At 55.2% G+C, this 26,718-nt stretch carries 20 protein-coding genes, 1 tRNA gene and 1 other RNA gene; 10 read left to right on the top strand and 12 right to left on the bottom strand.

Annotated elements, in window-relative coordinates; all coding sequences use genetic code 11:
- Positions 1 to 205: 205 nt before the first annotated feature.
- The 5 genes from serS to lrp form a co-directional block, all read right to left on the bottom strand.
- Entirely contained in the window at positions 206 to 1,498 is a 1,293-nt protein-coding gene (serS, locus tag KI228_RS08225) for a serine--tRNA ligase (protein ID WP_043001203.1), read from the bottom strand.
- A gap of 92 nt (positions 1,499 to 1,590) precedes the next feature.
- Positions 1,591 to 2,934, bottom strand: coding sequence for a replication-associated recombination protein RarA (gene rarA / locus KI228_RS08220; protein WP_043001204.1), 1,344 nt, complete (start codon positions 2,932 to 2,934; stop codon positions 1,591 to 1,593).
- Between the two features lie 8 nt (positions 2,935 to 2,942).
- A complete protein-coding gene (lolA, locus tag KI228_RS08215; protein ID WP_044256345.1) occupies positions 2,943 to 3,554 on the bottom strand; it encodes an outer membrane lipoprotein periplasmic chaperone LolA in 612 nt (203 codons plus the stop codon).
- Positions 3,555 to 3,665: 111 nt separating this feature from the next.
- Positions 3,666 to 7,649 (bottom strand): DNA translocase FtsK, encoded by a 3,984-nt coding sequence (ftsK, locus tag KI228_RS08210; protein WP_212807562.1) that lies wholly within the window; start codon positions 7,647 to 7,649, stop codon positions 3,666 to 3,668.
- A gap of 134 nt (positions 7,650 to 7,783) precedes the next feature.
- Positions 7,784 to 8,278: a leucine-responsive transcriptional regulator Lrp gene (gene lrp, locus KI228_RS08205; RefSeq protein WP_000228469.1), complete on the bottom strand. Its 495-nt coding sequence runs from the start codon at positions 8,276 to 8,278 to the stop codon at positions 7,784 to 7,786.
- A 546-nt stretch (positions 8,279 to 8,824) separates the two neighbouring features.
- Between lrp and trxB the strand changes: the two genes are divergently transcribed.
- From trxB to infA, 5 genes are all read left to right on the top strand, one after another.
- Positions 8,825 to 9,793, top strand: coding sequence for a thioredoxin-disulfide reductase (gene trxB, locus KI228_RS08200; RefSeq protein WP_054177103.1), 969 nt, complete (start codon positions 8,825 to 8,827; stop codon positions 9,791 to 9,793).
- A gap of 114 nt (positions 9,794 to 9,907) precedes the next feature.
- Positions 9,908 to 11,674 (top strand): heme ABC transporter permease/ATP-binding protein CydD, encoded by a 1,767-nt coding sequence (cydD, locus tag KI228_RS08195; RefSeq protein WP_061070325.1) that lies wholly within the window; start codon positions 9,908 to 9,910, stop codon positions 11,672 to 11,674.
- A complete protein-coding gene (gene cydC / locus KI228_RS08190; RefSeq protein ID WP_061070326.1) occupies positions 11,674 to 13,395 on the top strand; it encodes a heme ABC transporter ATP-binding protein/permease CydC in 1,722 nt (573 codons plus the stop codon). The genes cydD and cydC overlap by 1 nt, the downstream gene beginning before the upstream one ends.
- A gap of 44 nt (positions 13,396 to 13,439) precedes the next feature.
- On the top strand, positions 13,440 to 14,144 hold the full coding sequence (aat, locus tag KI228_RS08185) for a leucyl/phenylalanyl-tRNA--protein transferase (RefSeq protein WP_044256350.1): 705 nt from the start codon (positions 13,440 to 13,442) through the stop codon (positions 14,142 to 14,144).
- A gap of 295 nt (positions 14,145 to 14,439) precedes the next feature.
- Complete coding sequence (infA, locus tag KI228_RS08175) at positions 14,440 to 14,658, top strand: translation initiation factor IF-1 (protein ID WP_001040187.1); 219 nt, start codon at positions 14,440 to 14,442, stop codon at positions 14,656 to 14,658.
- A gap of 75 nt (positions 14,659 to 14,733) precedes the next feature.
- Here the strand turns inward: infA and KI228_RS08170 are convergent, their stop codons facing one another.
- Positions 14,734 to 15,645 carry a LysR family transcriptional regulator gene (locus tag KI228_RS08170; protein WP_061070327.1) on the bottom strand — a complete coding sequence of 304 codons (912 nt, stop codon included), beginning with the start codon at positions 15,643 to 15,645 and terminating at the stop codon, positions 14,734 to 14,736.
- A gap of 106 nt (positions 15,646 to 15,751) precedes the next feature.
- On the opposite strand from KI228_RS08170, the gene KI228_RS08165 reads away from it, so the two are divergent.
- The 3 genes from KI228_RS08165 (at position 15,752) to KI228_RS08155 (ending at position 17,247) form a co-directional block, all read left to right on the top strand.
- A complete protein-coding gene (locus KI228_RS08165) occupies positions 15,752 to 16,612 on the top strand; it encodes a pirin family protein (protein ID WP_212807584.1) in 861 nt (286 codons plus the stop codon).
- Positions 16,613 to 16,807: 195 nt separating this feature from the next.
- Positions 16,808 to 16,895 (top strand) — tRNA-Ser (locus KI228_RS08160).
- Positions 16,896 to 17,115: 220 nt separating this feature from the next.
- Positions 17,116 to 17,247, top strand: a non-coding RNA gene (locus KI228_RS08155) — RtT sRNA.
- Between the two features lie 96 nt (positions 17,248 to 17,343).
- On the opposite strand, the gene clpA is transcribed toward KI228_RS08155, so the two are convergent.
- The 3 genes from clpA to KI228_RS08140 all read right to left on the bottom strand — a co-directional run bounded on the left by clpA (position 17,344) and on the right by KI228_RS08140 (position 20,145).
- On the bottom strand, positions 17,344 to 19,620 hold the full coding sequence (gene clpA, locus KI228_RS08150; protein ID WP_043001212.1) for an ATP-dependent Clp protease ATP-binding subunit ClpA: 2,277 nt from the start codon (positions 19,618 to 19,620) through the stop codon (positions 17,344 to 17,346).
- 31 nt (positions 19,621 to 19,651) lie between these two features.
- Entirely contained in the window at positions 19,652 to 19,972 is a 321-nt protein-coding gene (clpS, locus tag KI228_RS08145) for an ATP-dependent Clp protease adapter ClpS (protein ID WP_042320277.1), read from the bottom strand.
- Positions 19,973 to 20,070: 98 nt separating this feature from the next.
- Positions 20,071 to 20,145, bottom strand: a complete 75-nt coding sequence (locus KI228_RS08140) for a hypothetical protein (protein ID WP_212807582.1) — start codon at positions 20,143 to 20,145, stop codon at positions 20,071 to 20,073.
- A 150-nt stretch (positions 20,146 to 20,295) separates the two neighbouring features.
- Here KI228_RS08140 and cspD point away from each other — a divergent pair, with 150 nt between their 5' ends.
- Positions 20,296 to 20,517: a cold shock-like protein CspD gene (gene cspD, locus KI228_RS08135; RefSeq protein WP_042284847.1), complete on the top strand. Its 222-nt coding sequence runs from the start codon at positions 20,296 to 20,298 to the stop codon at positions 20,515 to 20,517.
- Between the two features lie 75 nt (positions 20,518 to 20,592).
- Here cspD and macB read toward each other — a convergent pair whose 3' ends face one another.
- Positions 20,593 to 22,539 carry a macrolide ABC transporter ATP-binding protein/permease MacB gene (macB, locus tag KI228_RS08130; protein ID WP_043001213.1) on the bottom strand — a complete coding sequence of 649 codons (1,947 nt, stop codon included), beginning with the start codon at positions 22,537 to 22,539 and terminating at the stop codon, positions 20,593 to 20,595.
- Entirely contained in the window at positions 22,536 to 23,654 is a 1,119-nt protein-coding gene (gene macA, locus KI228_RS08125; protein ID WP_043001214.1) for a macrolide transporter subunit MacA, read from the bottom strand. Before macA ends, macB begins: the two co-directional genes overlap by 4 nt.
- Before the next feature lie 145 nt (positions 23,655 to 23,799).
- Between macA and KI228_RS08120 the strand changes: the two genes are divergently transcribed.
- On the top strand, positions 23,800 to 24,750 hold the full coding sequence (locus tag KI228_RS08120) for a VirK/YbjX family protein (RefSeq protein ID WP_043001215.1): 951 nt from the start codon (positions 23,800 to 23,802) through the stop codon (positions 24,748 to 24,750).
- On the opposite strand, the gene KI228_RS08115 is transcribed toward KI228_RS08120, so the two are convergent.
- Complete coding sequence (locus KI228_RS08115; protein ID WP_043001216.1) at positions 24,747 to 26,405, bottom strand: ATP-dependent endonuclease; 1,659 nt, start codon at positions 26,403 to 26,405, stop codon at positions 24,747 to 24,749. The genes KI228_RS08120 and KI228_RS08115 overlap by 4 nt on opposite strands.
- Between the last annotated feature and the right edge of the window lie 313 nt (positions 26,406 to 26,718).

Genomic DNA, 26,718 nt, shown 5'->3' with positions numbered 1-26,718 from the left:
AAAAAACAGAAATTGATATTATTATTTGAGTAGTTAAGCAACGTTATATAGTTCTACATACAACGTATTTACAGGATAACAGTGCAAAATGCTGAATTTCATTCGAAAGTAATATTACCCCTAAGGGGGTAATGATTATTGTCCGGCGTCAAACAGGCATAAAAAAAGCGCCCAAAGGCGCTTTTTAGAAAGAGTGAAGCGAGGATTAACCGATATATTCCAGTCCGTTCATGTACGGACGCAACACTTCCGGCACTTCGATACGGCCATCAGCCTGCTGGTAGTTTTCCATCACCGCCACCAGCGTACGACCAACCGCCAGACCAGAACCGTTCAGAGTATGCACCAGACGGGTCTTTTTGTCGGACTTGCTGCGACAGCGAGCCTGCATACGGCGCGCCTGGAAATCCCAGACGTTAGAGCAGGATGAAATCTCGCGGTAGGTATTCTGCGCCGGTACCCACACTTCCAGATCGTAGGTTTTGCATGCGCCAAAGCCCATGTCGCCGGTGCAAAGAATGATTTTGCGATAGGGCAGACCCAGCAGTTGCAGCACTTTTTCCGCATGACCGGTCATCTCTTCCAGCGCTGCCATTGAATCTTCCGGGCGAACGATCTGTACCATTTCAACTTTGTCGAACTGGTGCATACGGATCAGGCCACGAGTATCACGACCGTAGGAACCCGCTTCAGAGCGGAAGCACGGTGTGTGCGCCGTCATTTTGATCGGCAGTTGGTCTTCGTCGATGATCTCATCACGCACCAGGTTGGTCAGCGGCACTTCTGCCGTCGGAATCAACGCGTAGTTGCTGCTGTCAGCCTCTTCTTCCAGCGGACGCGTGTGGAACAGATCGCCAGCAAATTTCGGCAACTGCCCCGTGCCGTACAGGGTGTCATGGTTGACCAGATACGGCACATAGTTTTCGCTGTAGCCATGCTGTTCGGTATGCAGATCGAGCATAAATTGCGAGAGCGCACGGTGCATACGGGCAATCTGCCCTTTCATCACCACGAAGCGGGAACCCGTCAGCTTAACGGCAGCAGCGAAATCCAGACCGGAATGCATTTCGCCCAGCGTGACGTGATCGCGAACCTCAAAGTCGAACTCGCGCGGGGTACCCCAGCGGCTGACTTCAACGTTATCGTTTTCGTCTTTACCGACCGGCACTTCGTCTGCAGGCAGGTTAGGAATGGCCAGCGCGATATCACGGATCTCAGCCTGTAAAACATCCAGCTCCGCTTTTGCGGCATCCAGCTCTTCGCCCAGTTTGTTCACTTCCAGACGTAAAGGCTCGATATCTTCCCCGCGCGCTTTCGCCTGGCCGATGGATTTCGATCGAGAGTTACGCTCTGCCTGCAGGTTTTCAGTATTGACCTGCAAAACTTTACGACGCTCTTCAAGAGCGCGCAGCTTATCTACATCCAGCTTAAAGCCCCGGCGTGCCAGTTTTTCAGCGACTGCGTCTGGCTCATTACGCAGCAGATTGGGATCGAGCATGCTTATCCTGTGCTTATCGAATTGAAATGGGAAAATGTGACCACAGCCTGCGGTCACAGGGATACAGTGCCAACATTACCGCAACGCCTGCGCTAACGGTAGCGTTTTATAGGGCTATTTTGATCCTGTCCGGCGAGCCAGGCGAGCTTTTCGCCAATCTTGCCCTCAAGACCTCTGTTTGTGGGGTGATAATAGCGTGTTTGTGCCATCTCCGGCGGGAAATATTCCTCGCCCGCGGCATAAGCATTCGGTTCGTCATGTGCATAACGATATTCCTGGCCGTAACCCATCTCTTTCATCAACTTCGTCGGCGCATTGCGCAGATGAACAGGTACGTCATAGTCAGGACGTTCACGGGCATCGGAGAGCGCCGCTTTAAAGGCGGTATACACCGCATTGCTTTTCGGTGCACAGGCCAGATAAACAATCGCCTGGGCGATGGCGCGCTCGCCTTCAGCAGGCCCCACACGCGTGAAGCAGTCCCAGGCGGAAATCGCCACCTGCATCGCACGCGGATCGGCATTGCCCACATCTTCGGAAGCAATCGCCAGGCAACGGCGCGCGACATACAGCGGATCCCCCCCGGCCGTAATGATACGTGCATACCAGTAAAGTGCCGCATCCGGCGCGCTGCCGCGAACTGATTTATGCAATGCGGAAATGAGATCGTAGAAGCGGTCGCCTTTGTTATCAAAACGCGCGCTGCGCTCACCGGCGATTTCGGTCAACAACGCGGGAAGCAGTACTCGCTTGCCGCTATCATCCACTTCGGCCATATCAGCCATCATTTCCAGGGTGTTCAATGCGCGGCGCGCATCACCATTGACCAGTTCCGCGATAGCTTTGCGGGTATCATCCGGCAGAACGATATCCTGGCCACCATAGCCCCGCGCCTTGTCTTCCATCGCCTGACGGAGAACCTGTTCGATATCTTCCGTGGTCAGCGATTTGAGCAAATAGACGCGCGCCCGCGACAACAGCGCAGAATTCAGTTCAAACGACGGGTTTTCGGTGGTTGCCCCGATAAAGGTGATCGTGCCGTCTTCAATATGCGGTAAGAACGCATCCTGTTGGCTTTTATTAAAGCGATGAACTTCGTCAACAAACAGAATAGTGCGACGCCCGGCATGACGATTCTGACGGGCGCGTTCGATGGCTTCGCGGATCTCTTTCACGCCGGAGGTGACCGCCGATATCCGCTCAACGTCGGCATCGGCGTAGCGGGCAATCACTTCAGCGAGTGTCGTTTTCCCGGTTCCCGGCGGTCCCCACAAGATCATGGAGTGCAGATGTCCGGCTTCAATCGCACGCGGCAACGGTTTACCCGCAGCCAGCAGGTGCTGCTGACCAATATACTGCGCTAAATTTTCTGGCCGCATCCGCGCGGCCAGTGGCTGAAAGGTATTATCAGAAAAATCGAGCGACAGGTTGCTCACGCAGGCCTCTACTTACGTTGGTCGTCTACCGTTACGCCTTGCGGTGGAGTAAAGGTGAACTTCGATGCGTCAACGGCGCCATTCTGCTGTGATTTCAGCTGATAGCTGCTGCGCTGGTCATCCTGCTCCACGGCGCTGAACTGATGAATAGTCCCGTCACGGCCCACATTGATGGTGAACTGTTTCAGGTTACCGTTGCTGGTTTTCGGCGTCAGGACGAAGTCGTCACCGTTCTGCTTGATATTGTACTGTTGCCAGTCGCTGGACTGGTTGCGGGCAATCAGCATAAACGGCGTGTTGCCGGTGGCGTCTTTCAGCCAGGTCGCGGTGGCCTGCTCAACAAACGGGTTGAAGAACCACAGCGTTTTCCCATCAGAAACCAGAATGCTTTCATCAGGCTGCGTCATGTGCCAGTTAAACAGGTTCGGACGCTTCACCCACAAATCACCCTGACCTTCCTGAACAGCAGCGCCGCTGCCATCAGTCACTTTCTGTGTGAAGCTGGCGTGGAAGCTGCTTACTTTATCCAGACGACTTTTCAGATCGCTGGCAGCATCCGCCCAAACGCTGCTTACCACGAATCCTGAGAGTAATGCACAGGTGATTGCGATTTTTTTCATTGTTATTCCTCAAAATACGTCACTCCCGACCGGGAGATCCCTCTGCTATCCATTCCAGGCCAAAAATCAGCGTGAGGAAAGAAGACAATACTGAATTACGTAACTTTGCACTTAGTCAAACGGTGGTGGCGCCAGCACTTCACGATTGCCGTTATGGCCTTGTTCGCTGACGATTCCCTGCGCTTCCATCTGTTCGATAATGCGCGCCGCACGGTTGTAGCCAATACGGAACTGGCGCTGTACGCCGGAGATGGACGCTTTACGTTTCTCTGTCACAAAGTTGACAGCCTGATCGAATAACGGATCCAGCTCTTCGCCACCGTCAAAGCCACCGCCGCCGCCTTCGCTTTCGCTGTCGGAGGTGATGCCATCCACATACTGCGGACGCCCACGCGCCTTCCAGTCCTGCACCACCGCATGCACTTCCTGGTCACGGACAAATGCGCCGTGAACACGCACCGGCATGGTGGAGTTTGGCCCGGAGTAAAGCATATCCCCCATCCCCAGCAGCGATTCTGCACCGCCCTGATCGAGGATAGTACGCGAGTCAATCTTACTGGACACGGTGAAGGCAATACGTGTCGGTATGTTGGCTTTAATAAGACCGGTAATGACGTCAACCGATGGACGCTGTGTCGCCAGCACCAGGTGGATCCCGGCCGCACGGGCTTTTTGCGCCAGTCGGGCAATCAGCTCTTCAACTTTCTTACCGACGGTCATCATCAGGTCGGCAAATTCGTCAACCAGCACAACGATATACGGCAGTTTTTCCAGTACCGGATGCTGCGCATCCATACTGTCGCCCGGTTTCCAGTACGGGTCCGGAATTGGACGTCCCATCCGCGCGGCTTCGGCTATCTTCTCGTTGTAACCCGCAAGATTACGCACGCCCAGCGCAGACATCAGCTTGTAACGGCGTTCCATCTCGTTAACGCTCCAGCGCAGGGCGTTGGCGGCGTCTTTCATATCCGTGACGACTTCCGTCAGCAGATGCGGAATGCCTTCGTAAACCGACAGCTCCAGCATTTTCGGGTCGATCATGATGAAACGAACGTCTTCCGGCTGCGCCTTGTAAAGCATGCTGAGGATCATGGCGTTCACCCCAACCGATTTACCCGAACCGGTTGTTCCCGCCACCAGCAGGTGCGGCATTTTCGCCAGATCGGCTACCACCGGATCGCCGGCAATATCTTTACCCAACACGACGGTCAGCGGCGACGGGTTTTCACGGAACTTCGCGTTATCCAGCACTTCACGCAGGTAAACGGTCTGCCGTTTTTTGTTCGGCAATTCCAGGCCTACGTATGGTTTACCCGGAATCACTTCCACCACGCGCACCGCGACAGTCGACAACGAACGCGCCAGGTCACGAGAAAGGTTGGAAATACGCGCCGCTTTCACACCCGGCGCCAGATTCAGTTCAAAACGGGTGATCACCGGACCTGGCGAGTAATTCACCACATCGGCCTTGATGCGGAAATCAGCCAGGCGAGCTTCAACCAGGCGCGCCATTTGTTCCAGCGCGAAGGTATCAACCGGCTCCACTTCACTCGGTGGCTGCGTCAGCAGATCCAGCGAAGGCAGTGGCGTCGTCGGTTTTTGCAGCGGACGGCTGTCACCATTGCGCATCAGCAGCGGGTGAATCAGGCTTTCCTGCGGCTGAGGTGCAGCAGGTTGCTGCGTCACTACCGGCTGATGCGGTTGCTGATACTGTGGCTGCGGCGCTACCGGCTGTTGTGGCTGTTGATACTGCGGCTGCGGCGCTACCGGCTGTTGTGACTGTTGATACTGTGGCTGCGGCGCTACCGGCTGTTGCGGCTGCTGATACTGCGGCTGTGGCGCTACCGGCTGTTGCGGCTGCTGATACTGCGGCGTTGTGGGTGGCTGAACAGGCGCAGACTCCGGCATAACGCCCGGTGTAAACAGCGGCTCATGCGGGCCGTTATCGACCAGCGTTTTCATGGGTGAAAACTCAAAATCATCCAGCGAGAATGGATTCGCTCCGGCAGGTTGCTCACCGGCGTAGCGCTGTTGCTGTGAAGAGGCAAACTGGCGCGCCAGTTCAGCTTCCGCAGCGGCATCTTCATCGTCGGCCTGCGTCGCCTCATGCTGATACTCGTCGCCATAACGACTTTGCTGTGACTGAGCAAACTGACGAGCCAGTTCGTCCTGTTGCATGGCGTTGATTTCATCATCGCTATACTGCGGATCGTGTTGACCGGCTTCACGCGCTCTCTCCTCAGCCATACGCTGAGAAGGCAATTTAATACCATACGATGCCAGCTCACGGCGTGTCGGTACACGTACGCGATTGGGACGAGGCAGTTGCGGGCCAATCCCTTCTTTCACCTGCGGACGCGGCGCTCCGCCATTCGCGAGTCTGAAGACTGGCGCTGCAGCTGCCGCAGTCGCACCGGCTGATAAGGTCGCATCCTTCACGCTTGCAGCGATCGGCGCAATGGTCGCAGCGGTGTCAACAGGCGGTATAGAAGGCGCAGTTGACGGTGCAGGAACCACCGGTTCCTGCGCGTTAACAGGTTCAGGAATCGGCTGATACCACGCGGCCAGTTGCTCACGTTCACGCGCACGCTTCTCTTCCACTTCTTCAAAGTAGTACAGCGGCGGGCGCGCAGGTTTTGTCTCTTCGACTACCGGCTCAGGCTCAGTAATCGGAGCCTGCGGAACCACAGGTTCCTGTGGCGATAAAGGCTCCGGCTGATACGCTGGCTGATGATAAACCGGCTGCTGTACAGGCTCGGGTTGATAAACCGGCTCGGGCTGCCAGGGTTGCTCTACCGTAGCTTGCGGTTGCTGCCACGGTTGTTGCGGTACGCCTGGCTGCGGATAACCAGCTTCAGGAGCCACAGACGCAGCATTTTGCGGTTCAGTCGGAACAGGCTGTTGCCATGTCTCATACTGCGCCTGTTGCGGCTGCGCGTACGGGTTGTGCGGCGGATAGCCTTCCGGCGCAGGAGCAATCACCGGCTCGCCGGTTTGCGGGCCTGGTACGGGTTGCCATGCAACCGCAGGTTGTACAGGAACGGTTTCTGCGCCTGGTACGGGCGGCGTTTGCATAATCGGATCGACCGGCGCAGCCCAGGCCTGAGTCGCAGCCGTTGCTGCCGCCGCAGCGGCGACGGGTTCGGTCACCGAATGACCGTTTAACAGCGGATCGTATTCATCATATTCCGGCTGTGTCGCACGATGCCCGGAGAACAGCACATCGCCAGGATCGGCCGCGACGCCGCGCGCGCTGTAGGCTATCTCATCGTCATCATCCATGCGTCTGCCGGAGAAGAGCGCCGCATCCGTCTGACGACCATGCGGATTGATAAATTTTTCAGCCAGACGTTTACGGCGCGCCAGCGCACCGCGAAGAATACGCGCCCGACGGGATTCACGTTTCCCGCCCTCGACTTCATCTTCATACTCTTCATCGTCTTCGTATTCGTCGTCTTCTACCCAGGTATCATCACGACGGGTACGGTTGCTGGCAAAGGTCAGAATATTGAGCAGCCAGCCGCCAAGTTTTTCGGCGATGCTAACCCAGGACCAGCCGGTAAAGAGCGTCAGCCCTGCCGCCCACACGCACAGAAGCGTAATGGTGCCACCACTGCTGTGCAGCAGCGGTTGTAGCGTGGTACTCAACAGACTGCCAATCACCCCGCCGGAGGCGAAGTACCAGATGTCATCGGCATTAATAGCGGCCAGACCACAGGAGGTAAGGATAAGCGCCAGCACGCCAATGATGCGCAGCGAGACGGCAAAATAGTCGATATAGTCATCGGTCGCCTGGTGACGCCAGGCAAACCAGCAGCCGCCCACAATGATGACAGGAATGGTGTACGCCATTATCCCAAAGATAAAGAACAGGGTATCCGCCAGCCATGCCCCCGGCGCCCCGCCCAAATTATGGATAGGCTCATGCCAGGCCGTTTGCGACCAACTGGGATCAGAAGGATTAAAGCTCAGTAAGGCTGCCATCAGCCAGACAGCAAAAAGGGCAATAAGAATCAGCAACGCCTCCAGAAGTCGGCGCCCGCTGCTTAACTTTGTCAATGTGACTTCTTTGTCTTCAGTGTATTCCTGGCTCAAAAAAGGCTCTCCAGGTTTCGGGCTTTTCCTGCCCGATGCTAAAACGGACAACAGCACCGGGTTACCCCGGCACTGTTGCTGTATGGATTAACAGGAGTGTAATCAAAATACGCCGATTTTGCACCTGTTCCGTATTAGCGCGTCTTAATAACCAGACGATTACTCTGTTTGACTTCTTCCATTACCACGTAAGTACGGGTGTCATTGACGCCAGGCAGACGCAGCAGGGTTTCCCCCAGCAGCTTACGGTAGGCTGACATGTCCGGCACACGTGTTTTCAACAGGTAGTCGAAATCGCCAGACACCAAATGACACTCTTGAATTTCTTCAAGTTTTTGTACTGCGGCGTTGAATTGTTCAAACACATCCGGAGCGCCACGATTCAGAGTAATCTCAACAAATACCAGAAGTGATGCATCCAGATAATGCGGGTTTAACAGCGCTGTATAGCCCTGAATGAAACCCTGTCTTTCCAGACGACGCACACGCTCAAGGCAGGGCGTCGGGGAAAGTCCCACTCGTTTAGAAAGCTCGACGTTAGAAATACGCCCATCCTTTTGCAGCTCATTAAGAATGTTACGATCAATACGGTCGAGATCTTTGCCAGGGCGCTTCTTGCTATCTACCATTATTATTGTCTCTCTGTATTCCTTCCCTACTCCTGCCTGACTCATCAAACATCATTGTCGAGAGTCGATGCCCATCACAATAGACCGAACCCAAGAGGATTAGCGGCGCGCAATGCCTGGGTCTATAGTGAGAAGACCGTTGCCTGACGGCAGCTATCGACATCACGAATGGCGTCTGTCCACACCATGCGTAGATTTCGCTAGCCCGGTAAACATGGTATTTATATGCATGATTATGCGGCACACACACAACACTGTTTTTTTCTTCCTCGAATGTTTTCGCAAAACAGCAGGTGATTGTCAAAGCAAAACATCGATTTTTAGTACAACATGCCAGTTATTCATTAGGCGTTAAGATGATTCATCATTTTATCACCTTATAACTGAGGGATTTTAAGTAGAATTCGTTATGGCGTGACTGCAGATTTGTTCACTCATTGGCCTCGTCTATTCCACAAATTGTTAACAAAATCGCTATACCCTTTTTTTACGCCGTCAAATTCCCTACAATCCAGCCCATTGCCTGCCAACAACAATGAGGATCTCATGGGCACGACCAAACACAGTAAACTGCTTATCCTGGGTTCCGGCCCGGCGGGATATACCGCAGCGGTCTATGCTGCGCGCGCAAACCTGCAGCCGGTACTGATTACCGGTATGGAAAAAGGCGGCCAACTGACCACCACCACAGAAGTGGAAAACTGGCCGGGCGATCCGAATGATCTGACCGGACCACTGCTGATGGAACGTATGCACGAGCATGCGACTAAGTTTGAAACCGAGATCATCTTCGATCACATCAATAAAGTGGACCTGCAAAACCGTCCGTTCCGTCTGACCGGTGACAGTGCAGAGTACACCTGTGATGCGCTAATCATCGCTACCGGTGCGTCCGCTCGTTATCTCGGTCTGCCGTCAGAAGAGGCATTCAAAGGCCGTGGCGTTTCTGCCTGCGCTACCTGCGACGGTTTTTTCTATCGTAACCAGAAAGTCGCGGTTATCGGTGGCGGTAACACAGCCGTCGAAGAAGCGCTGTATCTTGCAAACATCGCCTCTGAAGTTCACCTGATTCACCGTCGTGACGGTTTCCGCGCGGAAAAAATTCTGATTAAGCGTCTGATGGACAAAGTGGAGAACGGCAACATCGTGCTGCACACCCACCGCACGCTGGAAGAAGTGACTGGCGATCAGATGGGCGTCACGGGTCTGCGCCTGCGTGATACGCAGAATGCGGACAACATTGAGTCGCTGGATGTCGCAGGGCTGTTTGTTGCCATCGGCCACAGCCCGAACACGGCGATTTTCGAAGGACAGCTTGAGCTGGAAAACGGCTACATTAAAGTGCAGTCCGGGAGTCACGGTAACGCGACCCAGACCAGCATCCCGGGCGTCTTTGCTGCGGGCGACGTGATGGACCACATTTACCGTCAGGCTATCACCTCCGCAGGCACCGGTTGTATGGCTGCGCTGGATGCTGAACGCTACCTCGACGGTTTAGCCGACGCGTGCAAATAGTTTTTACAAATCAGTAACAAAAGTAAATAAGGCGACTATAAGTCGCCTTTATTTTTGCCCCGTTGTAACATTGCCCTGGCAAAAAATTCTGATAACTCACCTGCAAAGCGCGCAATGAATAAAACTCGTCAACAAGAGCTAACCCGCTGGTTAAAACAGCAAAGTGTCATTTCCCAACGCTGGCTTATGATTTCCCGTCTGCTGGGGTTTGTGAGTGGAGTACTGATTGTCGCTCAGGCCTGGATCATGGCTCGCATTCTGCAACATATGATCATGGAGAATATCCCGCGCGAGGCGTTGCTGTTGCCATTTGTCGTGCTGGTGCTGATCTTTATCCTCCGTGCCTGGGTCGTCTGGTTACGCGAACGCGTCGGATTCCATGCGGGCCAACACATCCGGTTTGAGATCCGCCGCCAGGTGCTCGACCGCCTGCAACAGGCCGGTCCGGCGTGGATCCAGGGAAAACCCGCAGGAAGCTGGGCCACGCTGGTGCTGGAACAGATTGACGATATGCACGACTACTACGCTCGTTATCTGCCGCAGATGGCGCTGGCGGTGTGTGTGCCCATCCTGATTGTCGCGGCTATTTTTCCGTCAAACTGGGCCGCCGCGTTGATCCTTCTCGGCACCGCGCCGCTGATCCCTCTGTTCATGGCGATGGTCGGTATGGGCGCTGCTGATGCTAACCGGCGTAATTTCCTCGCCCTGGCGCGTCTGAGCGGACATTTCCTCGATCGCTTACGCGGAATGGAGACCCTGCGCATTTTTGGCCGTGGTGAAGCTGAAACCGAAAGCATTCGCGTCGCCTCGCAAGATTTCCGCCAGCGTACGATGGAAGTCTTGCGCCTTGCCTTTTTATCCTCGGGCGTACTGGAGTTTTTTACCTCGCTTTCCATTGCGCTGGTCGCGGTTTACTTTGGTTTTTCCTACCTCGGCGAACTTAATTTCGGCCACTACGGCACGGGCGTCACGCTGGCAGCAGGCTTCCTCGCCCTTATTCTGGCCCCTGAGTTTTTCCAGCCGCTGCGCGATTTGGGGACGTTTTATCACGCTAAAGCACAGGCGGTTGGCGCGGCAGACAGCCTGAAGACTTTTATGGAAACGCCGCTCGCCCATCCTGAACAAGGTGATGTGGAACTATCCACGCAAGAACCTGTTTCCATTGACGCCGTCGATCTCATCATTACATCGCCAGAAGGTAAGACCCTGGCGGGACCACTGAACTTCTCCCTCGCTGCCGGGCAGCGTGTCGTGCTGGTCGGTCGCAGCGGTTCGGGTAAGAGTTCTCTGCTGAATGCGCTTTCCGGCTTCCTCTCTTATCAGGGATCGCTGCGCATTAACGGGGTGGAACTTCGCGATTTGTCGCCAGAGTCCTGGCGTAAGCATCTCTCCTGGGTGGGGCAAAACCCGCAGTTGCCCGCGGCGACGATACGGGAAAACGTTCTTCTGGCTCGCCCGAATGCCAGTGAGCAAGAGTTGCGTGCCGCGCTCGACAGCGCCTGGGTCAGTGAATTCCTGCCGCTGTTACCACAGGGCGTGAATACGCCCGTTGGCGATCAGGCCGGACGTCTGTCCGTTGGTCAGGCGCAACGCGTGGCAGTAGCCCGTGCGCTCCTTAATCCCTGCAAGTTGCTGCTGCTGGATGAGCCGGCTGCCAGCCTGGATGCCCATAGCGAACAGCGGGTCATGCAGGCGCTGAAAGCGGCCTCAAAACGCCAGACCACCCTGATGGTCACGCACCAGCTTGAAGATCTGGCTGACTGGGACACGATTTGGGTGATGCAGGACGGACAGATTATCGAACAGGGCTCCTGGGCCGAACTGAGTACCGCCAATGGCGCATTTGCGACGCTGTTGGCCCATCGTCAGGAGGAAATCTAATGCGCGCGCTACTGCCTTATCTGACGCTCTATAAACGTCACAAATGGATGTTAACGCTGGGCATCGTGCTGGCGATCATCACCCTGCTCGCCAGCATTGGCCTGCTGACGCTGTCCGGCTGGTTCCTCTCTGCGTCAGCCGTCGCGGGCTTTGCCGGTATCTACAGTTTTAACTATATGCTGCCTGCCGCAGGCGTGCGCGGTGCGGCTATTACCCGGACTGCCGGACGCTATTTTGAGCGGCTGGTCAGCCATGATGCCACCTTCCGCGTGCTGCAACATTTACGTATTCACACCTTCAGCAAGCTGCTGCCGCTCTCCCCTGCCGGGCTGGCTCGTTATCGTCAGGGTGAACTGTTGAACCGCATTGTGGCGGATGTGGATACGCTGGATCACCTCTACCTGCGCGTCATCTCCCCCCTGGTGGGAGCCTTCGTGGTGATTATGGTTGTGACGATCGGTCTGAGCGTGCTGGATGTCACCCTCGCCTGCACCCTCGGCGGCGTGATGCTGCTGACGCTGTTTATTATGCCGCCGGTGTTTTATCGCGCCGGGAAAACCACCGGACAAAACCTGACGCACCTGCGCGGACAGTATCGCCAGCAGTTGACCTCATGGTTACAGGGTCAGGCTGAACTGACCATTTTCGGCGCCAGCGACCGCTACCGCGCACAGATGGAGGCCACCGAGTTACAGTGGCACGAAGCGCAGCGCCGCCAGTCTGAACTGACGGCACTGTCACAGGCGCTGATGTTGCTCATCGGTGCCATTGCCATTTTGCTGATGTTGTGGATGGCGGCAGGCGGCGTAGGGGATAACGCTCAGCCTGGCGCGCTGATTGCCCTGTTTGTCTTTTGCGCGCTGGCAGCATTTGAAGCGCTGGCTCCGGTTACCGGCGCATTCCAGCATCTGGGACAGGTCATCGCCTCCGCCATGCGGATCACCGAACTGACCGAACAGAAGCCGGAAGTCACTTTCCCGACTGACGTATCCGACGTCCCGGATCAGGTCACTCTGACGCTGCGTGATGTTTCATTCAGCTACCCCGAACAGGCGCAAAAGGCGCTGGATTCGCTCTCCCTGCAGGTGAATCCAGGCGAGCATATCGCCATTCTTGGGCGCACCGGGTGCGGTAAATCGACATTACTCCAACTGCTCACGCGCGCGTGGGATCCGCAGCAGGGCGAGATCCTGCTCAACGGTTGTTCGATTGCAACCCTGAATGAAGCGACGCTGCGCAAGACCATCAGCGTTGTGCCGCAGCGCGTGCACTTATTCAGCGCCACCCTGCGCGACAACCTGCTGCTTGCGGCGCCTGACGCCAGTGACGACCAGCTGACAGACACGCTGCGCCGCGTCGGGCTGGAGAAACTCCTGGACGATGCTGGCCTCAACAGTTGGCTGGGCGAAGGCGGTCGTCAGCTATCCGGTGGCGAACTGCGTCGTCTGGCGATCGCCCGTGCGCTTTTGCACGATGCGCCGCTGATGCTGCTTGATGAACCGACGGAAGGCCTGGATGCGACGACCGAAAGCCAAATGCTTGAATTGCTGGCAGAGGTGATGCGCGATAAAACGTTACTGATGGTGACGCATCGCCTGCGCGGGCTCGCGCGTTTTGATCAAATAATAGTGATGGACAACGGCCAAATTATTGAGCAAGGTAATCACGCAGATCTGTTAGCGCAGCAGGGTCGTTATTACCAGTTTAAGCAAGGTCTGTAAGCTATTATTGAACGATCCGACTCGCGTACTGGAGTTCTGCTGTCATGCGCCTGGTTCAGCTTTCCCGACACTCTATCGCCTTCCCTTCGCCGGAGGGCGCTTTACGCGAGCCAAACGGCCTGCTGGCGCTTGGAGGCGATCTCAGCCCTGCGCGCCTGCTGATGGCCTATCAACGCGGTATTTTTCCGTGGTTTTCGCCTGGCGACCCTATTCTTTGGTGGTCACCGGATCCCCGCGCCATTCTGTGGCCTGACGCGTTTCATGTCAGCCGCAGCATGAAGCGCTTTCATAAGCGTTCTCCGTATCGCGTCACACTGAATTATGCGTTTGGCCAGGTCATCGAAGGGTGCGCCAACGATCGCGATGAAGGGACATGGATCACCCAGGGCGTGGTGGAGGCCTATCATCGACTGCACGAACTGGGACATGCGCATTCCATTGAGGTCTGGCGTGAAAATACGCTGGTTGGCGGGATGTATGGCGTTTCCCAGGGGGCGCTGTTTTGCGGCGAATCGATGTTCAGCCGACAAGAGAATGCGTCAAAAACCGCACTGCTGGTTTTTTGCGCAGAATTTGTTCGGCAAGGCGGTAAATTAATGGATTGTCAGGTGCTCAATAGTCATACCGAATCGTTAGGCGCGGTCGAAATTCCGCGTCGAGTGTATCTGGAACACCTCGATGCATTACGCCAACAACGTTTACCTCGCGATTTTTGGGTCCCTCGCACGTTATTTTTGCCCCAGGGGTGAATGTTTTCGGCACATTTTTTATCAGGGTGTTATAATTGCGGTCGCAGAGTTGGTTTAGCCCATTACCCCGCTGCCGTTAAGGATCCGTTCGCGTCAGGTAACGCCATCGTTTATCTCATCGCTCCCTTATACGTTGCGCTTCACGTGCGGCTTTGTCGTGTGTTTTTGAAGCGAATCGGAGTAATGCGCCAAATTTTGTTTGCTGCGTTTTAAACGTGCAAATCTTTACTTATTAAAAGAACTTCGGCATTATCTTGCCGGTTCAAATTACGGTAGTGATACCCCAGAGGATTAGATGGCCAAAGAAGACAATATTGAAATGCAGGGTACCGTTCTCGAAACGTTACCTAATACCATGTTCCGCGTAGAGTTAGAAAACGGTCACGTGGTTACTGCACACATCTCCGGTAAAATGCGTAAAAACTACATCCGCATCCTGACGGGCGACAAAGTGACTGTTGAGCTGACCCCGTACGACCTGAGCAAAGGCCGCATTGTCTTCCGTAGTCGCTGATTGTTTTCACGCCCGAATGGCGTCCAGATGATAAAAGGTCGGTTAAGCCGGCCTTTTTTGTTGCATGAAAATCCCTTACTCCTCCGCCATTCGCGCATACTCATCCGTCAGAAAATCCACCAGCGCTCTGACTGATGGCAGCAATCCCCTGCGTGAAGGAAAAACCGCGTGAATGACCTCTCTTCGTGGTTCCCAACCTTCCAGTAACGCAACCAGTTCCCCCGCCGCAAGCTGTTCTTTCGCCATTAAGATGGGAAGTTGCACGGCACCGACGCCGGCGATGGCCGCCTCGCGCAATGCCAGCATGTCGGTCGTGATAAATCGCGGGGTAAAGTGCACTTCCGCTCTGGCCCCTTGTGGACCATACAGTTCCCAGCGATGAATATGTTTGCCTGCCGAGAGACTCAGTCCGGGCCAACGGCTTAATTCCGACGGCGCCGTAGGGGTACCCATGCGTGCGATCAGCGCCGGGCTGGCAAACAACCGATGGGCGCGGTCGGCAAGCACCCGCATCACCAGATCGCTGTCCTCAATCGGGCGCGGACGCACTCTGATCGCAATATCAACGCCTTCCCCTACTACATCAACGCGACGGTTCGTGGCTTCGAGTTGCAACGTTACGTCGGAGTAACGCGCCATAAATTTCGCCAGCATTGGCCCCACGTGGACATGAAGCAGCGTCACCGGACACGTTAGCTTCACCACGCCCCGAGGCTCAACCTGCAATGCGGCAATCGCATCCTGCGCTGCCTGTGCTTCTACCAGCATGGCTTTACAGTGCTCATAGAACGTATGTCCCACTTCCGTGACGTTAAACTGCCGTGTCGTCCGCTGGATGAGCCGCACCCCCAGTTGCTCTTCCAGTTGTGCAATGCGCCGGCTGAGCTTTGATTTCGGTTCATCGAGTGCACGACCTGCAGCAGCAAACCCGCCCTGCTCCACGACATGAACAAACCACGCAAAATCATTGAGATCTGGCTTTACCATTTATTGTTCCATTTTCAGAACGATGAGGTCCATTTTAGCCACTACTCACCTCGCTGTCATGAATATAAGCTTATTCATAACGAAACAAGCCATTGAGGAGAGAATGATGAAACAAGTTACAGGCGTCTATACCGCACCTCGTCCGCACTGGGTTGGCGATGGATTTCCGGTTCGTTCACTGTTTTCGTACCAGTCCCATGCAGAACAGTTGAGCCCATTTTTGCTGCTTGACTATGCCGGTCCCCATACCTTCGCGCCGGGAACGGAAAAGCGCGGCGTGGGTGAACATCCCCACCGTGGTTTTGAAACGGTGACAATTGTGTACCGCGGTGAGGTTGAGCATCGCGACTCAACCGGTCGCGGCGGCATTATCGGCCCCGGCGACGTGCAATGGATGACCGCGGGTGCGGGCATTCTGCATGAAGAATTTCATTCTGAAGCCTTCTCCCACAAGGGAGGAGAACTGGAGATGGTGCAACTGTGGGTGAACCTGCCAGCAAAAGACAAAATGACGGCGCCGGGTTATCAGAGCATCACCCAGGATTTCATCCCGACTGTTGAGCTGCCGGACGATGCCGGGACAGCGCGAATTATTGCCGGTCAGTATCAGCAGACGACCGGTCCGGCACACACGTTCTCGCCGCTGAACGTCTGGGATATGCGGTTACAACAGGCGCGCCCGGTGACGCTTTCACAGCCTGAAGGGTGGAGTACCGCACTGGTCGTCCTGAAAGGCTCAATCACGGTAAATGGATCGACAACAGCAAGCGATGCGCAACTGGTGGTATTAAGCCAGCAAGGGGACGCACTGCATCTGGAAGCCACCCACGATGCCAGCGTGTTGTTACTGTCGGGAGTGCCGCTGAATGAACCGATCGTCGGCTACGGTCCGTTTGTCATGAATACCAGACATGAAATCGCAGAAGCCGTTCGCGATTTTAACACGGGCCGCTTTGGTCAAATCTGAGCGTGAGAAGGTCGTGAAGAGCCGCGAAAAGTGGATTCACAACGCTAAATCGCTTCCCCGACGGCTTACGTTGGGGAAGATGTACAATGCGTAACCAAACGAGAAGTAAAGCGTAAATACTGCTTGACCGTTTTAGTGCAACTCCCTATAGTAGCGCCCCGTTGCCCCCCAAGTGGTCAGGCAGCAATACAATATGGTGAGGTGTCCGAGTGGCTGAAGGAGCACGCCTGGAAAGTGTGTATACGGCAACGTATCGGGGGTTCGAATCCCCCCCTCACCGCCATATTTCAGAAAAGAGCCGGTACTTATGTATCGGCTCTTTTCTTTTATGTTCCCCAATAGGGGGGATGAGAATCCCCGACCGGGGGTCGACAACGGGCACAGCCCGTTGGACGGAATGGCCGCAGGCCATGACGCCCGCAGGGCGAGCGAAGCGAGTCAATCCCCCCCTCACCGCCATATTTCAGAAAAGAGCCGGTACTTATGTATCGGCTCTTTTCTTTTATGTTCCCCAATAGGGGGGATGAGAATCCCCGACCGGGGTTCGACAACGGGCACAGCCCGTTGGACGGAATGGCCGCAGGCCATGACGCCCGCAGGGCGAGCGAAGCGAGTCAATCCCCCCCTCACCGCCATATTCGAGAATGAGCGCGTACGCAAGTACGCGCTTTTTTTTGCATAAAAAAACCGGGCACACGGCCCGGTTTATCAACCAGTTATAGAGAGGTGGATTAATGCGCGGCTTCCGGTTTGTGCTTCTGGGCACTCTGGAAACCATAGGTCAGCTCATTTTTCTCTTTATCCAGTGCCACGGTCACCTGCCCGCCATCCACCAGAGAACCAAACAGCAGCTCGTTCGCCAATGGTTTTTTCAGGTTATCCTGAATCACGCGCGCCATTGGACGTGCGCCCATTGCCCGATCGTAGCCTTTCTCAGCCAGCCAGTTACGCGCTTCCTGGCTGACTTCCAGGGAGACACCTTTCTGATCCAGTTGAACCTGCAGCTCGACGATGAACTTATCGACAACCTGGTGGATCACCTCAGTAGACAGGTGCTCGAACCAGATAATATTGTCGAGACGGTTACGGAACTCCGGCGTGAACACTTTCTTGATTTCGCTCATCGCGTCAGTGCTGTTGTCCTGATGAATCAGGCCAATCGATTTACGCTCCGTTTCACGGACACCGGCGTTAGTCGTCATCACCAGCACCACGTTGCGGAAATCGGCTTTACGCCCGTTGTTATCCGTCAGCGTGCCGTTGTCCATCACCTGCAGCAGCAGGTTAAAGACATCCGGGTGCGCTTTTTCAATTTCATCGAGCAGCAGTACCGCATGGGGATGCTTGATGACCGCATCCGTCAGCAAACCGCCCTGATCGAAACCAACGTATCCCGGAGGCGCGCCAATCAGGCGGCTGACCGTATGACGTTCCATATACTCGGACATGTCAAAACGCAGCAATTCAATTCCCAGCGCTTTGGAAAGCTGCACTGTTACCTCGGTTTTCCCGACCCCGGTCGGACCGGCAAACAGGAAGGAACCGACAGGCTTATGCTCGTGTCCCAGGCCCGCACGGCTCATCTTGATGGCTTCGGTCAGCGCCTCAATGGCTTTATCCTGCCCAAAGACCAGCATTTTCAGACGGTCGCCAAGGTTTTTCAGCGTATCACGATCGCTTTGCGACACGCTCTTCTCCGGGATACGCGCAATACGCGCCACAACGGACTCGATATCCGCCACGTTGACGGTTTTCTTACGCTTGCTGACCGGCATCAGGCGCGCACGCGCCCCCGCTTCATCAATGACGTCAATCGCTTTATCCGGCAGATGACGGTCGTTGATGTATTTCACCGCCAGTTCAACCGCTGCACGTACCGCTTTCGCGGTGTAACGGACATCATGGTGCGCTTCATACTTCGGTTTCAGGCCGTTGATGATCTGTACGGTCTCTTCTACCGACGGTTCAGTAATATCAATTTTCTGGAAGCGACGGGCTAACGCACGGTCTTTCTCGAAAATATTGCTGAACTCCTGATAGGTTGTGGAGCCGATCACGCGGATCTTACCGCCGGAAAGCAGCGGTTTAATCAGGTTTGCCGCATCCACCTGACCACCCGACGCCGCACCGGCCCCGATGATAGTGTGGATCTCGTCGATAAACAGAATGCTGTTGCTATCCTGCTCCAGCTGTTTCAGCAGCGCTTTAAAGCGTTTTTCAAAGTCACCGCGGTATTTGGTGCCCGCCAGCAGCGAACCGATATCCAGCGAGTAGATGGTGCAATCGGCCATCACTTCCGGCACGTCGCCCTGCACGATACGCCAGGCCAGGCCTTCGGCTATCGCCGTCTTCCCGACGCCAGATTCCCCCACCAGCAATGGGTTATTTTTACGCCGACGGCACAGTACCTGAATGGCGCGCTCCAGTTCTTTGTCACGGCCGATCAGCGGGTCAATACCGCCAACCCGGGCAAGCTGGTTAAGGTTAGTCGTGAAGTTCTCCATACGTTCCTCCCCGCCAGCTTGCTCGTCGGTATTGGGCTGACTGCCAGGATCAGACGACTGACTCGGCTCATCTTTGCGCGTACCGTGAGAAATAAAGTTGACCACATCAAGACGGCTGACCTCATGTTTACGCAGCAGGTAAGCAGCCTGAGATTCCTGTTCGCTAAAGATGGCGACCAGCACGTTCGCGCCAGTCACTTCACTGCGCCCGGAGGACTGAACGTGGAAGACCGCACGTTGCAGTACGCGCTGAAAGCTCAGCGTCGGCTGCGTGTCGCGTTCTTCTTCGCTGGCAGGCAATACGGGTGTGGTTTGTTCAATGAAGGCTTCGAGTTCCTGACGGAGCGCCACGAGGTCCACGGAACACGCTTCCAGCGCTTCGCGGGCCGATGGGTTACTGAGCAGCGCCAGTAACAAGTGCTCGACGGTCATAAACTCATGACGGTGCTCGCGCGCTCTGGCGAAAGCCATATTTAAACTGAGTTCCAGTTCTTGATTGAGCATAGGCACCTCCCCCCAATTTTTATGCCTGCATTCAGGCTTTTTCCAGCGTACACAGCAACGGGTGCTCGTTCTCCCTCGCATACGTGTTCACCATCGCCACTTTGGTCTCCGCGACCTCTGCGGTGAAAACGCCGCAGATGGCTTTACCGTGATAGTGAACCGCAAGCATCAGTTGCGTTGCACGTTCTACATCATAAGAAAAGAATTTTTGTAACACGTCAATAACAAACTCCATCGGAGTGTAATCATCATTGACTAATATCACTTTATACATAGATGGCGGTTTTAGCGCGTCACGCACTTTATCAGCCGCCAGCTGGTCGAAATCCAGCCAGTCGTTCGTCTTACCCATTGTCAGTCGTCATCTTCAGTTACGGTTACCGGCAGAACAGTCTGCCGCTGACAAGAGCGGATGTGCACAATCAATCTACCTCAATTAATAGATAACTATCATCTATCACTGGCATCCGCGACATCTGTCACATTCCCGCCAATAGCGTTAACTGCTTCAAATTTTTGATTCATTTTTACCCACCGACCCCCGTCAGACGCTTGACGCCCCGCCTGATTTCTCTAAATTGTAATTTCGAGAGTTGGCGAGGTTTTGAACAACCCCCACTCCACCACCGGTTCATTCCATCTTACTTATATAAGATTTACGAAGGATGTCGAAGCATGGAAACGGGTACTGTTAAGTGGTTCAACAATGCCAAAGGGTTTGGGTTCATCTGCCCTGAAGGCGGCGGCGAAGATATTTTCGCTCACTATTCCACCATTCAGATGGATGGTTACAGAACGCTAAAAGCCGGACAGTCTGTCCAGTTTGATGTTCACCAGGGGCCAAAAGGCAATCACGCCAGTGTCATCGTGCCTATCGAAGCAGAAGCTGTTGCATAGCTCTTCTGTCTCATTGTGTACATCCCGCAGGTAAAATGCCAGCCCGATCGGCTGGCATTTTTATTTCCCGGGACGTTACTCTCGCGCTAACGCATCGACCGGATCCAGTCGCGCCGCGTTGCGCGCCGGTAACCAGCCAAACAGGACGCCTGTAAAGGTAGAGCACAAAAATGCCGTCAGCAGCGCGACCGGCGAGAAACCAATCTCCCAACCGGGCAGGAACAGTTGCAGCGTGAAGGCAATCAGCATCGACAGGCTGATACCCAGCGCGCCACCCACCAGACAAACCAGCACCGCTTCAATCAGAAACTGCTGCAGCACATCACTGGCGCGCGCGCCAACCGCCATCCGGATGCCTATCTCCCGCGTACGCTCTGTGACCGACACCAGCATAATATTCATCACGCCGATCCCGCCAACTACCAGCGAAATCACCGCCACCAGCGTCAGGAATAACTGAAGAGTACGTGTGGTCTTTTCGGCGGTTTTCAAGACACCGTCCATATTCCAGGTGAAGAAATCCTTTTTGCCATGACGTAGCGTCAGCAGTCGGGTGAGTTGCTGTTCGGCCTGTGCGCTGTCGAAGCCTTCCTTCACTCGTACGGTGATCGAGTTCAGCCACGACTGCCCCATAACGCGCCCGGACATCGTGCTGTATGGTAACCAGACGCGCAGGATTTTGCTGCTGCCAAACATCGACTGCTTCTCTTCCGCCACGCCAATGACCGTCGCAGGCATGTTGCCCACGAGGATCACCTCGCCCACCACGTTCGCCTTATGCGGGAACAACTGACGTCGGGTGTTGCTGTCGAGCACCACCACCTGCGCACGGCCGTTAAGCTGTTCGCGGTTGAACGTTGTCCCTTCGCTGAACGTCATGCCATAAACGTTAAAATAGTCGCCGCTGACCCCGTTCGCGCTGGCGGCGACGTCGATATTGCCATAGCGTAAGCGCAGGTTCTGCGACACCGCGGGCGTCGCAGAAGTCACCCAGGGTTGTTTTTGGATCGCCGCAAGATCGTCGTATTTCAGCGCCTGCTGATACTGTGGATCGTCGTCGCCAAAATCTTTGCCGGGGTAGATATCAATGGTGTTGGTCCCGATGGCGCGGATGTCCGCCAGCACCAGCTGTTTCGCTGCGTCGCCAACCACCACAATCGACACCACCGACGCGATACCGATGATGATCCCGAGCATCGTCAGCAGCGTGCGCATTTTGTTGGCCGCCATCGCCAGCCACGCCATTGTCAGCGCCTCGCGAAACCCGCTGACAAACTGGCTCCAGCCGGACGCCGTTTTCACCGTCGGTTCCTGAATGCCCTGCCCCTGCGCGGCGTGCTTTGCGGGCGGATTGCGCACAATTTCGCCGTCATGGATCTCAATCACCCGCTCTGCCTGGGCGGCAACCTGGGGATCGTGGGTGACGATAATGACCGTATGCCCGCGATCGCGCAGCTGGTGCAGAATTGCCATCACCTCTTCACCGGAACGGCTGTCGAGCGCACCGGTGGGTTCATCGGCGAGGATCACCTGTCCGCCGTTCATCAGCGCGCGGGCAATACTCACGCGCTGTTGCTGACCGCCGGAAAGCTGCGAGGGTTGATAATCAACGCGATCGCCCAGACCAAGCCGCTGGAGCAGCTCCTGCGCGCGCGCCAGACGCTGTTTCCTTTCCGTACCGGCGTAAACGGCAGGGACTTCGACGTTTTGTGCTGCCGTCAGATGTGACAGCAAATGGTAGCGCTGGAAAATAAAACCGAAATGCTCCCGACGCAGTTGCGCCAGCGCATCGCGGTCCAGCGTTGAGACATCGCGTCCCGCGACCCGGTAGGTGCCGCTGGTGGGTTTATCGAGACATCCCAGAATGTTCATCAGCGTGGATTTGCCGGAGCCAGACGCCCCGACGATCGCGACCATCTCCCCGGCATTGATCTGTAGCGTGATGCCTTTCAGCACCTCCACCTGCTCTTCTCCCGAGGGATAACTGCGGCGAATATTGCTCAGTTCAAGCAATGCCGTCATTGCGCGACTCCTGGTTTGCCCTCGCCCGTCACCACTTCATCACCGGCTTCCAGCCCTTTTACAATCTCTACGTCGGTGTCATTGCGCGCGCCAATTGACACTTCGCGTTCACGAGTTTCACCGTTACGCAGTAAGGTCACCTTGTAGCGATTGTCCCCGACCGGATCGCCCAGCGCGGAAAGCGGGATCGTCAGAACGTTTTTCACATCCGTTAGCTGAATATGGACCTGTGCGGTCATCTCCAGGCGCAGAATACCTTTGGGGTTGGGCACTTCAAATCGGGCGTAATAGAAAATGGCATCATTCACTTTTTCCGGCGTCGGCAGCACATCTTTCAGCGTCCCTTCGTAGCGGGTCTGCGGATCGCCCAGCACGGTGAACCAGGCTTTCTGCCCCGGTTTAAGGTGAATCACATCAGCTTCAGAAACCTGTGCTTTCACCAACATCGTACTCATGTCCGCCAGTGTCAGAATGTTCGGCGCCTGCTGCGCGGCAATCACCGTCTGCCCCTGTAGGGTGGTGATCTGCGTGACTTCACCAGCCATCGGCGCAACGATGCGGGTGTAGTCGAGGTTGGTCTTCGCGGTATCCAGAGATGCCTGATTGCGTTTGATCTGCGCATCAATGGTGCCGATTTGTGCCTGTTTCACCGCCATCTCTGTCGCGGCGGTGTCCAGATCCTGTTGCGACACAGCCTGAGTTTTTGCCAGCTGTTGCTGGCGGGCGAGCGTCACCCGCGCCAGCTTCCACTCGGCTTCAGCCTGCTGGCGTTGAGCGCGAAGCTCCATCAGCGTCGCTTCCACCTCTTTGATCTGGTTTTCCGCCTGTTCGGGGTCGATAACGCCCAGCAACTGGTCTTTCTTCACCTTATCGCCAATCGCTACCGACAGCGTTTTGAGCTGACCACTCACCTGCGCGCCCACGTCAACTTTACGTAAGGCGTCGAGTTTGCCGGTTGCCAGTACGCTCTGCTGCAAATCTCCCGGCCGCACAATCAGCGTCTGATAATTTGGCACCGGCGCATTAAGCGTCCGCCAAAGGGCAAATGCCCCCAGGATGAGAATGAAAATAAGCAACAGATAGCGCTTTTTAATTTTATTTCCCTTAATACCCATAGCGATCCTGATGGTAAGTTTTCAGCTGAAATTCAACAGTATCTAAACAAACCGCAAGCGAAAAGGATAGCGCTCGAGGCATTGATGATTGGTTAAGATTCAGCGTGTTTCAATTTCCACAATCATCGCATTGCGGATTATGATCATGTCACAGATTACTGATAATACCTTTTACACTTCAGACGTTGCGTCTCCTTTACAATTATTTATGCGCCTGACAAGGGGTCAATTACTGCCGGGTAAATTCTGGCGGAAGGCCAGCTTTCGCCGTAAGTTTTTAATTCGCTCGTTACTGATGCCAAGGGCTACCCGTCAGTTGCTGGAAAACCTGACCCAATGGCCTGAGCTGAATACGCTGCTGGCCCGACAACCCCGGTTGCCAATTCGTCTGCATCGCCCGTATATGGCGGTGAATATTAAGCGCGAAACCGCACTGACCGCGCTCTGTAGTCATTATGACCTGCTGCGTCAGTTATTCAGCCGCGAACAACTGGCCCGTTATTTAAGCCAGAACGGTCTCAATCTGGCAAAATTTGAGGCCAAAGACGGTGCGTCATTCCAGCTTGATTTAGTCAGCCTGGTCTCACTGGATAAAGAAGGTGAAAGTACCGTCGTGATCCGCGACGAGCAGATGCGTATTCTGGCAGAAATTACCTTCACATTCTGCACGCTAAACGGAAAACGCACCCTGTTTATTGGCGGCTTGCAGGGCGCGGCAAATGATGTTCCACATGAGGTTATTCAGCAGGCCACGAAAGCCTGTTACGGCCTGTTCCCCAAAAGAGTGGTAATGGAAGCGCTGTGTCAGTTCGCGCACATCGCCAGGGCGGAGCAGATTCTGGCGGTCAGCAACGCGGTGCATGTTTATCGCAGTTGGCGCTATATGGACAAAAAAACGCAAATGCATGCCGACTACGACGCCTTCTGGGCGTCCCTGGGCGGTGAAAAAACGCAAGGAGATTACTTCTCGCTGCCGCTGACCATTGCGCGAAAAAGCGAGGCGGATATCGCCAGCAAAAAACGGGCTGAATACCGCCGCCGCTATGCGCTGCTCGACAGCGTTGTCACGCAGGTTCCGCAGTGCTTACAGGGTTAGTCCGCTCTGCCGCGCGCCAGCCACAGCACCCGGGAGAACATTTTTCTCAGCAGCGTCGGCACCGCATCCACACCTCGCCGCCCGGCTTCCATCGCCACTTCGATGGCTAAGTCGGGCTTCGATGAGCGATGGATCGCCTTCGAAATGATTTTGCGCATATTCATTGGCACATTTTCCGGGATTTGCGCCACCCGGTGAAAAACATCGGCAAACCCCTGCCGGTACATAAAGTGTTCCATATCCAGCGCTGGCAGCGTCGTCAGGTGTTCGCGCTCCTCTTCCCGGTCGTTATTCAGCAGGCTGCGCACCGTGGCGGCATATTTTTTCCCGGCTTCATCACCATCCACCAGCACGTGCCACTCAATGCCCATCCGCCGGGCGAATTTCACCAGCGGTTTAAGACCGGACTGCGCGAATTCGATCACCTTAATCCCTTCGGCATCAAAGTGATGACCGCACTGACGGGCCAGTTCGTTGATAACCCAGGTTTCTGTTTCCCCTTCCACCAGCAGCCAGCAGCGGGCAAACAGCGAGGAAGCACGGTTAAAGCGAATGTGGAACGCAATGCGTCGACCATCCTCTGCGCTCAGCCCCCCCGGTCCCAGTCGCCAGGCCGCCACGCGTGAGGATTCACGCACCAGACGGCAGACATGTTCCACCGGGGTCAGCGAGAGCAACTCGCCCGAGTTGGTGGTGGTGATACGCTGAAGCGGTAGCAGATTCAGCAACTGCCATGCCACTGACAGCATGATGGGATGCAGACGCGTTTCCGGATCTTCTACCAACAGCAGTGGTCTGGCGTCTTTATGCAGCCTGACCGTGCCCTTCGCCTGCAACAGCGTGGAGAACAGCCCCAACAGAATCACCCGGTGAGTACGTCCTCCCGGTTTGTCGATCATCCGGTTGATAATATCGAGATAGCGCCAGCTTCGCTGTTCGTTGGTGGAGCGTCGGCGCATTAAGCGGTGGCGGGACTGCGAAGTGCCCTGCTCGGTAAAATAGTGCTCAAGCAGTTGCACCATCGCCGAGAGTCCCTGCCGAATCTGTCCGTCGGTGAGATTCTGCGGACGCATCGCCAGTTCGCGGGCGAGAAAATCCAGTTGGCGGGCGGTGACTTCGACATCAGCAACCTCCGGCACCGTGCCGTTACGAATACGGCGCATAAACCGCGCATCGCGTAAACGCAGCACCGGCATCAGGCGCACCAGATGCCGCGCCTGTTCGTTGATATCGTCTACCGCCAGCGGATGCCCGTCACCGTCGAGAAAACTGCGCAGCGTCATCACGCTGCCATCCTCGCCACATTCGCCTTCAAGTCGATAAAAGATGCGTTGAAAACCATCGTGACACGGTGCCCAGCACGCCTCGAGCGGCCGATAGCGGCGAACCCGGTAGCGCCCAGGCTGAGATTCACGAAACGTCAGTACGATATGCAGATGATGTTCGCGGCCTTTCATATCACCAGGAGGAAACCAGAAATCATCGCGGTCAAAATGATACAACTCAGATTCGGGTGACAGCAGGAGTGTTAACGCATCCAGTAAACTTGATTTACCCCAGGCGTTCTCACCGATCAGGACGTTATTCTGCTCGAGCATCAACGACAGTCGATTGATACCGCGAAATCCCACTATCTCAACGCGTTCGAGAATCATGTATCCTCCAGAAAATCTTCACTTTCCCTTTACTCTCCTCGCAGTATAACCGCAAAACCCGGCGCGGGACGTGACAGGCATATTATTACGCAAGCTAACTGTCTGAAGGATGAACGATTTATTCTTTACTCTTTCATTCGTAATACAGAAACGCACGTTTTGCAGGATGCAAAAAATAAATCCGTTTTTGACAATCCATTTTCACAGGACTTTGCACTACACTTCCCTTAAGAGAAATCTATGGAAGGAATGACGCCGCATTGCCCTAAATCAAACTAACGGGTTTTATTTGACTAGAGAACGGATGACGATC

The sequence above is a fragment of the Citrobacter amalonaticus genome (genome assembly GCF_018323885.1).
GTDB lineage: Bacteria > Pseudomonadota > Gammaproteobacteria > Enterobacterales > Enterobacteriaceae > Citrobacter_A > Citrobacter_A amalonaticus.
This window is presented reverse-complemented; position numbering and strand designations above follow the sequence as displayed.

Coding starts and splice junctions, on each gene's coding strand:
- cydC (WP_061070326.1), top strand. CDS start 11,674: ATGCGCGCGCTACTGCCTTATCTGACGCTCTATAAACGTCACAAATGG.
- macB (WP_043001213.1), bottom strand. CDS start 22,539: ATGACGGCATTGCTTGAACTGAGCAATATTCGCCGCAGTTATCCCTCG.
- lrp (WP_000228469.1), bottom strand. CDS start 8,278: ATGGTAGATAGCAAGAAGCGCCCTGGCAAAGATCTCGACCGTATTGAT.
- macA (WP_043001214.1), bottom strand. CDS start 23,654: ATGGGTATTAAGGGAAATAAAATTAAAAAGCGCTATCTGTTGCTTATT.
- serS (WP_043001203.1), bottom strand. CDS start 1,498: ATGCTCGATCCCAATCTGCTGCGTAATGAGCCAGACGCAGTCGCTGAA.
- KI228_RS08170 (WP_061070327.1), bottom strand. CDS start 15,645: ATGGTAAAGCCAGATCTCAATGATTTTGCGTGGTTTGTTCATGTCGTG.
- cspD (WP_042284847.1), top strand. CDS start 20,296: ATGGAAACGGGTACTGTTAAGTGGTTCAACAATGCCAAAGGGTTTGGG.
- aat (WP_044256350.1), top strand. CDS start 13,440: ATGCGCCTGGTTCAGCTTTCCCGACACTCTATCGCCTTCCCTTCGCCG.
- clpS (WP_042320277.1), bottom strand. CDS start 19,972: ATGGGTAAGACGAACGACTGGCTGGATTTCGACCAGCTGGCGGCTGAT.
- infA (WP_001040187.1), top strand. CDS start 14,440: ATGGCCAAAGAAGACAATATTGAAATGCAGGGTACCGTTCTCGAAACG.
- lolA (WP_044256345.1), bottom strand. CDS start 3,554: ATGAAAAAAATCGCAATCACCTGTGCATTACTCTCAGGATTCGTGGTA.
- KI228_RS08120 (WP_043001215.1), top strand. CDS start 23,800: ATGTCACAGATTACTGATAATACCTTTTACACTTCAGACGTTGCGTCT.
- KI228_RS08115 (WP_043001216.1), bottom strand. CDS start 26,405: ATGATTCTCGAACGCGTTGAGATAGTGGGATTTCGCGGTATCAATCGA.
- cydD (WP_061070325.1), top strand. CDS start 9,908: ATGAATAAAACTCGTCAACAAGAGCTAACCCGCTGGTTAAAACAGCAA.
- clpA (WP_043001212.1), bottom strand. CDS start 19,620: ATGCTCAATCAAGAACTGGAACTCAGTTTAAATATGGCTTTCGCCAGA.
- KI228_RS08165 (WP_212807584.1), top strand. CDS start 15,752: ATGAAACAAGTTACAGGCGTCTATACCGCACCTCGTCCGCACTGGGTT.
- trxB (WP_054177103.1), top strand. CDS start 8,825: ATGGGCACGACCAAACACAGTAAACTGCTTATCCTGGGTTCCGGCCCG.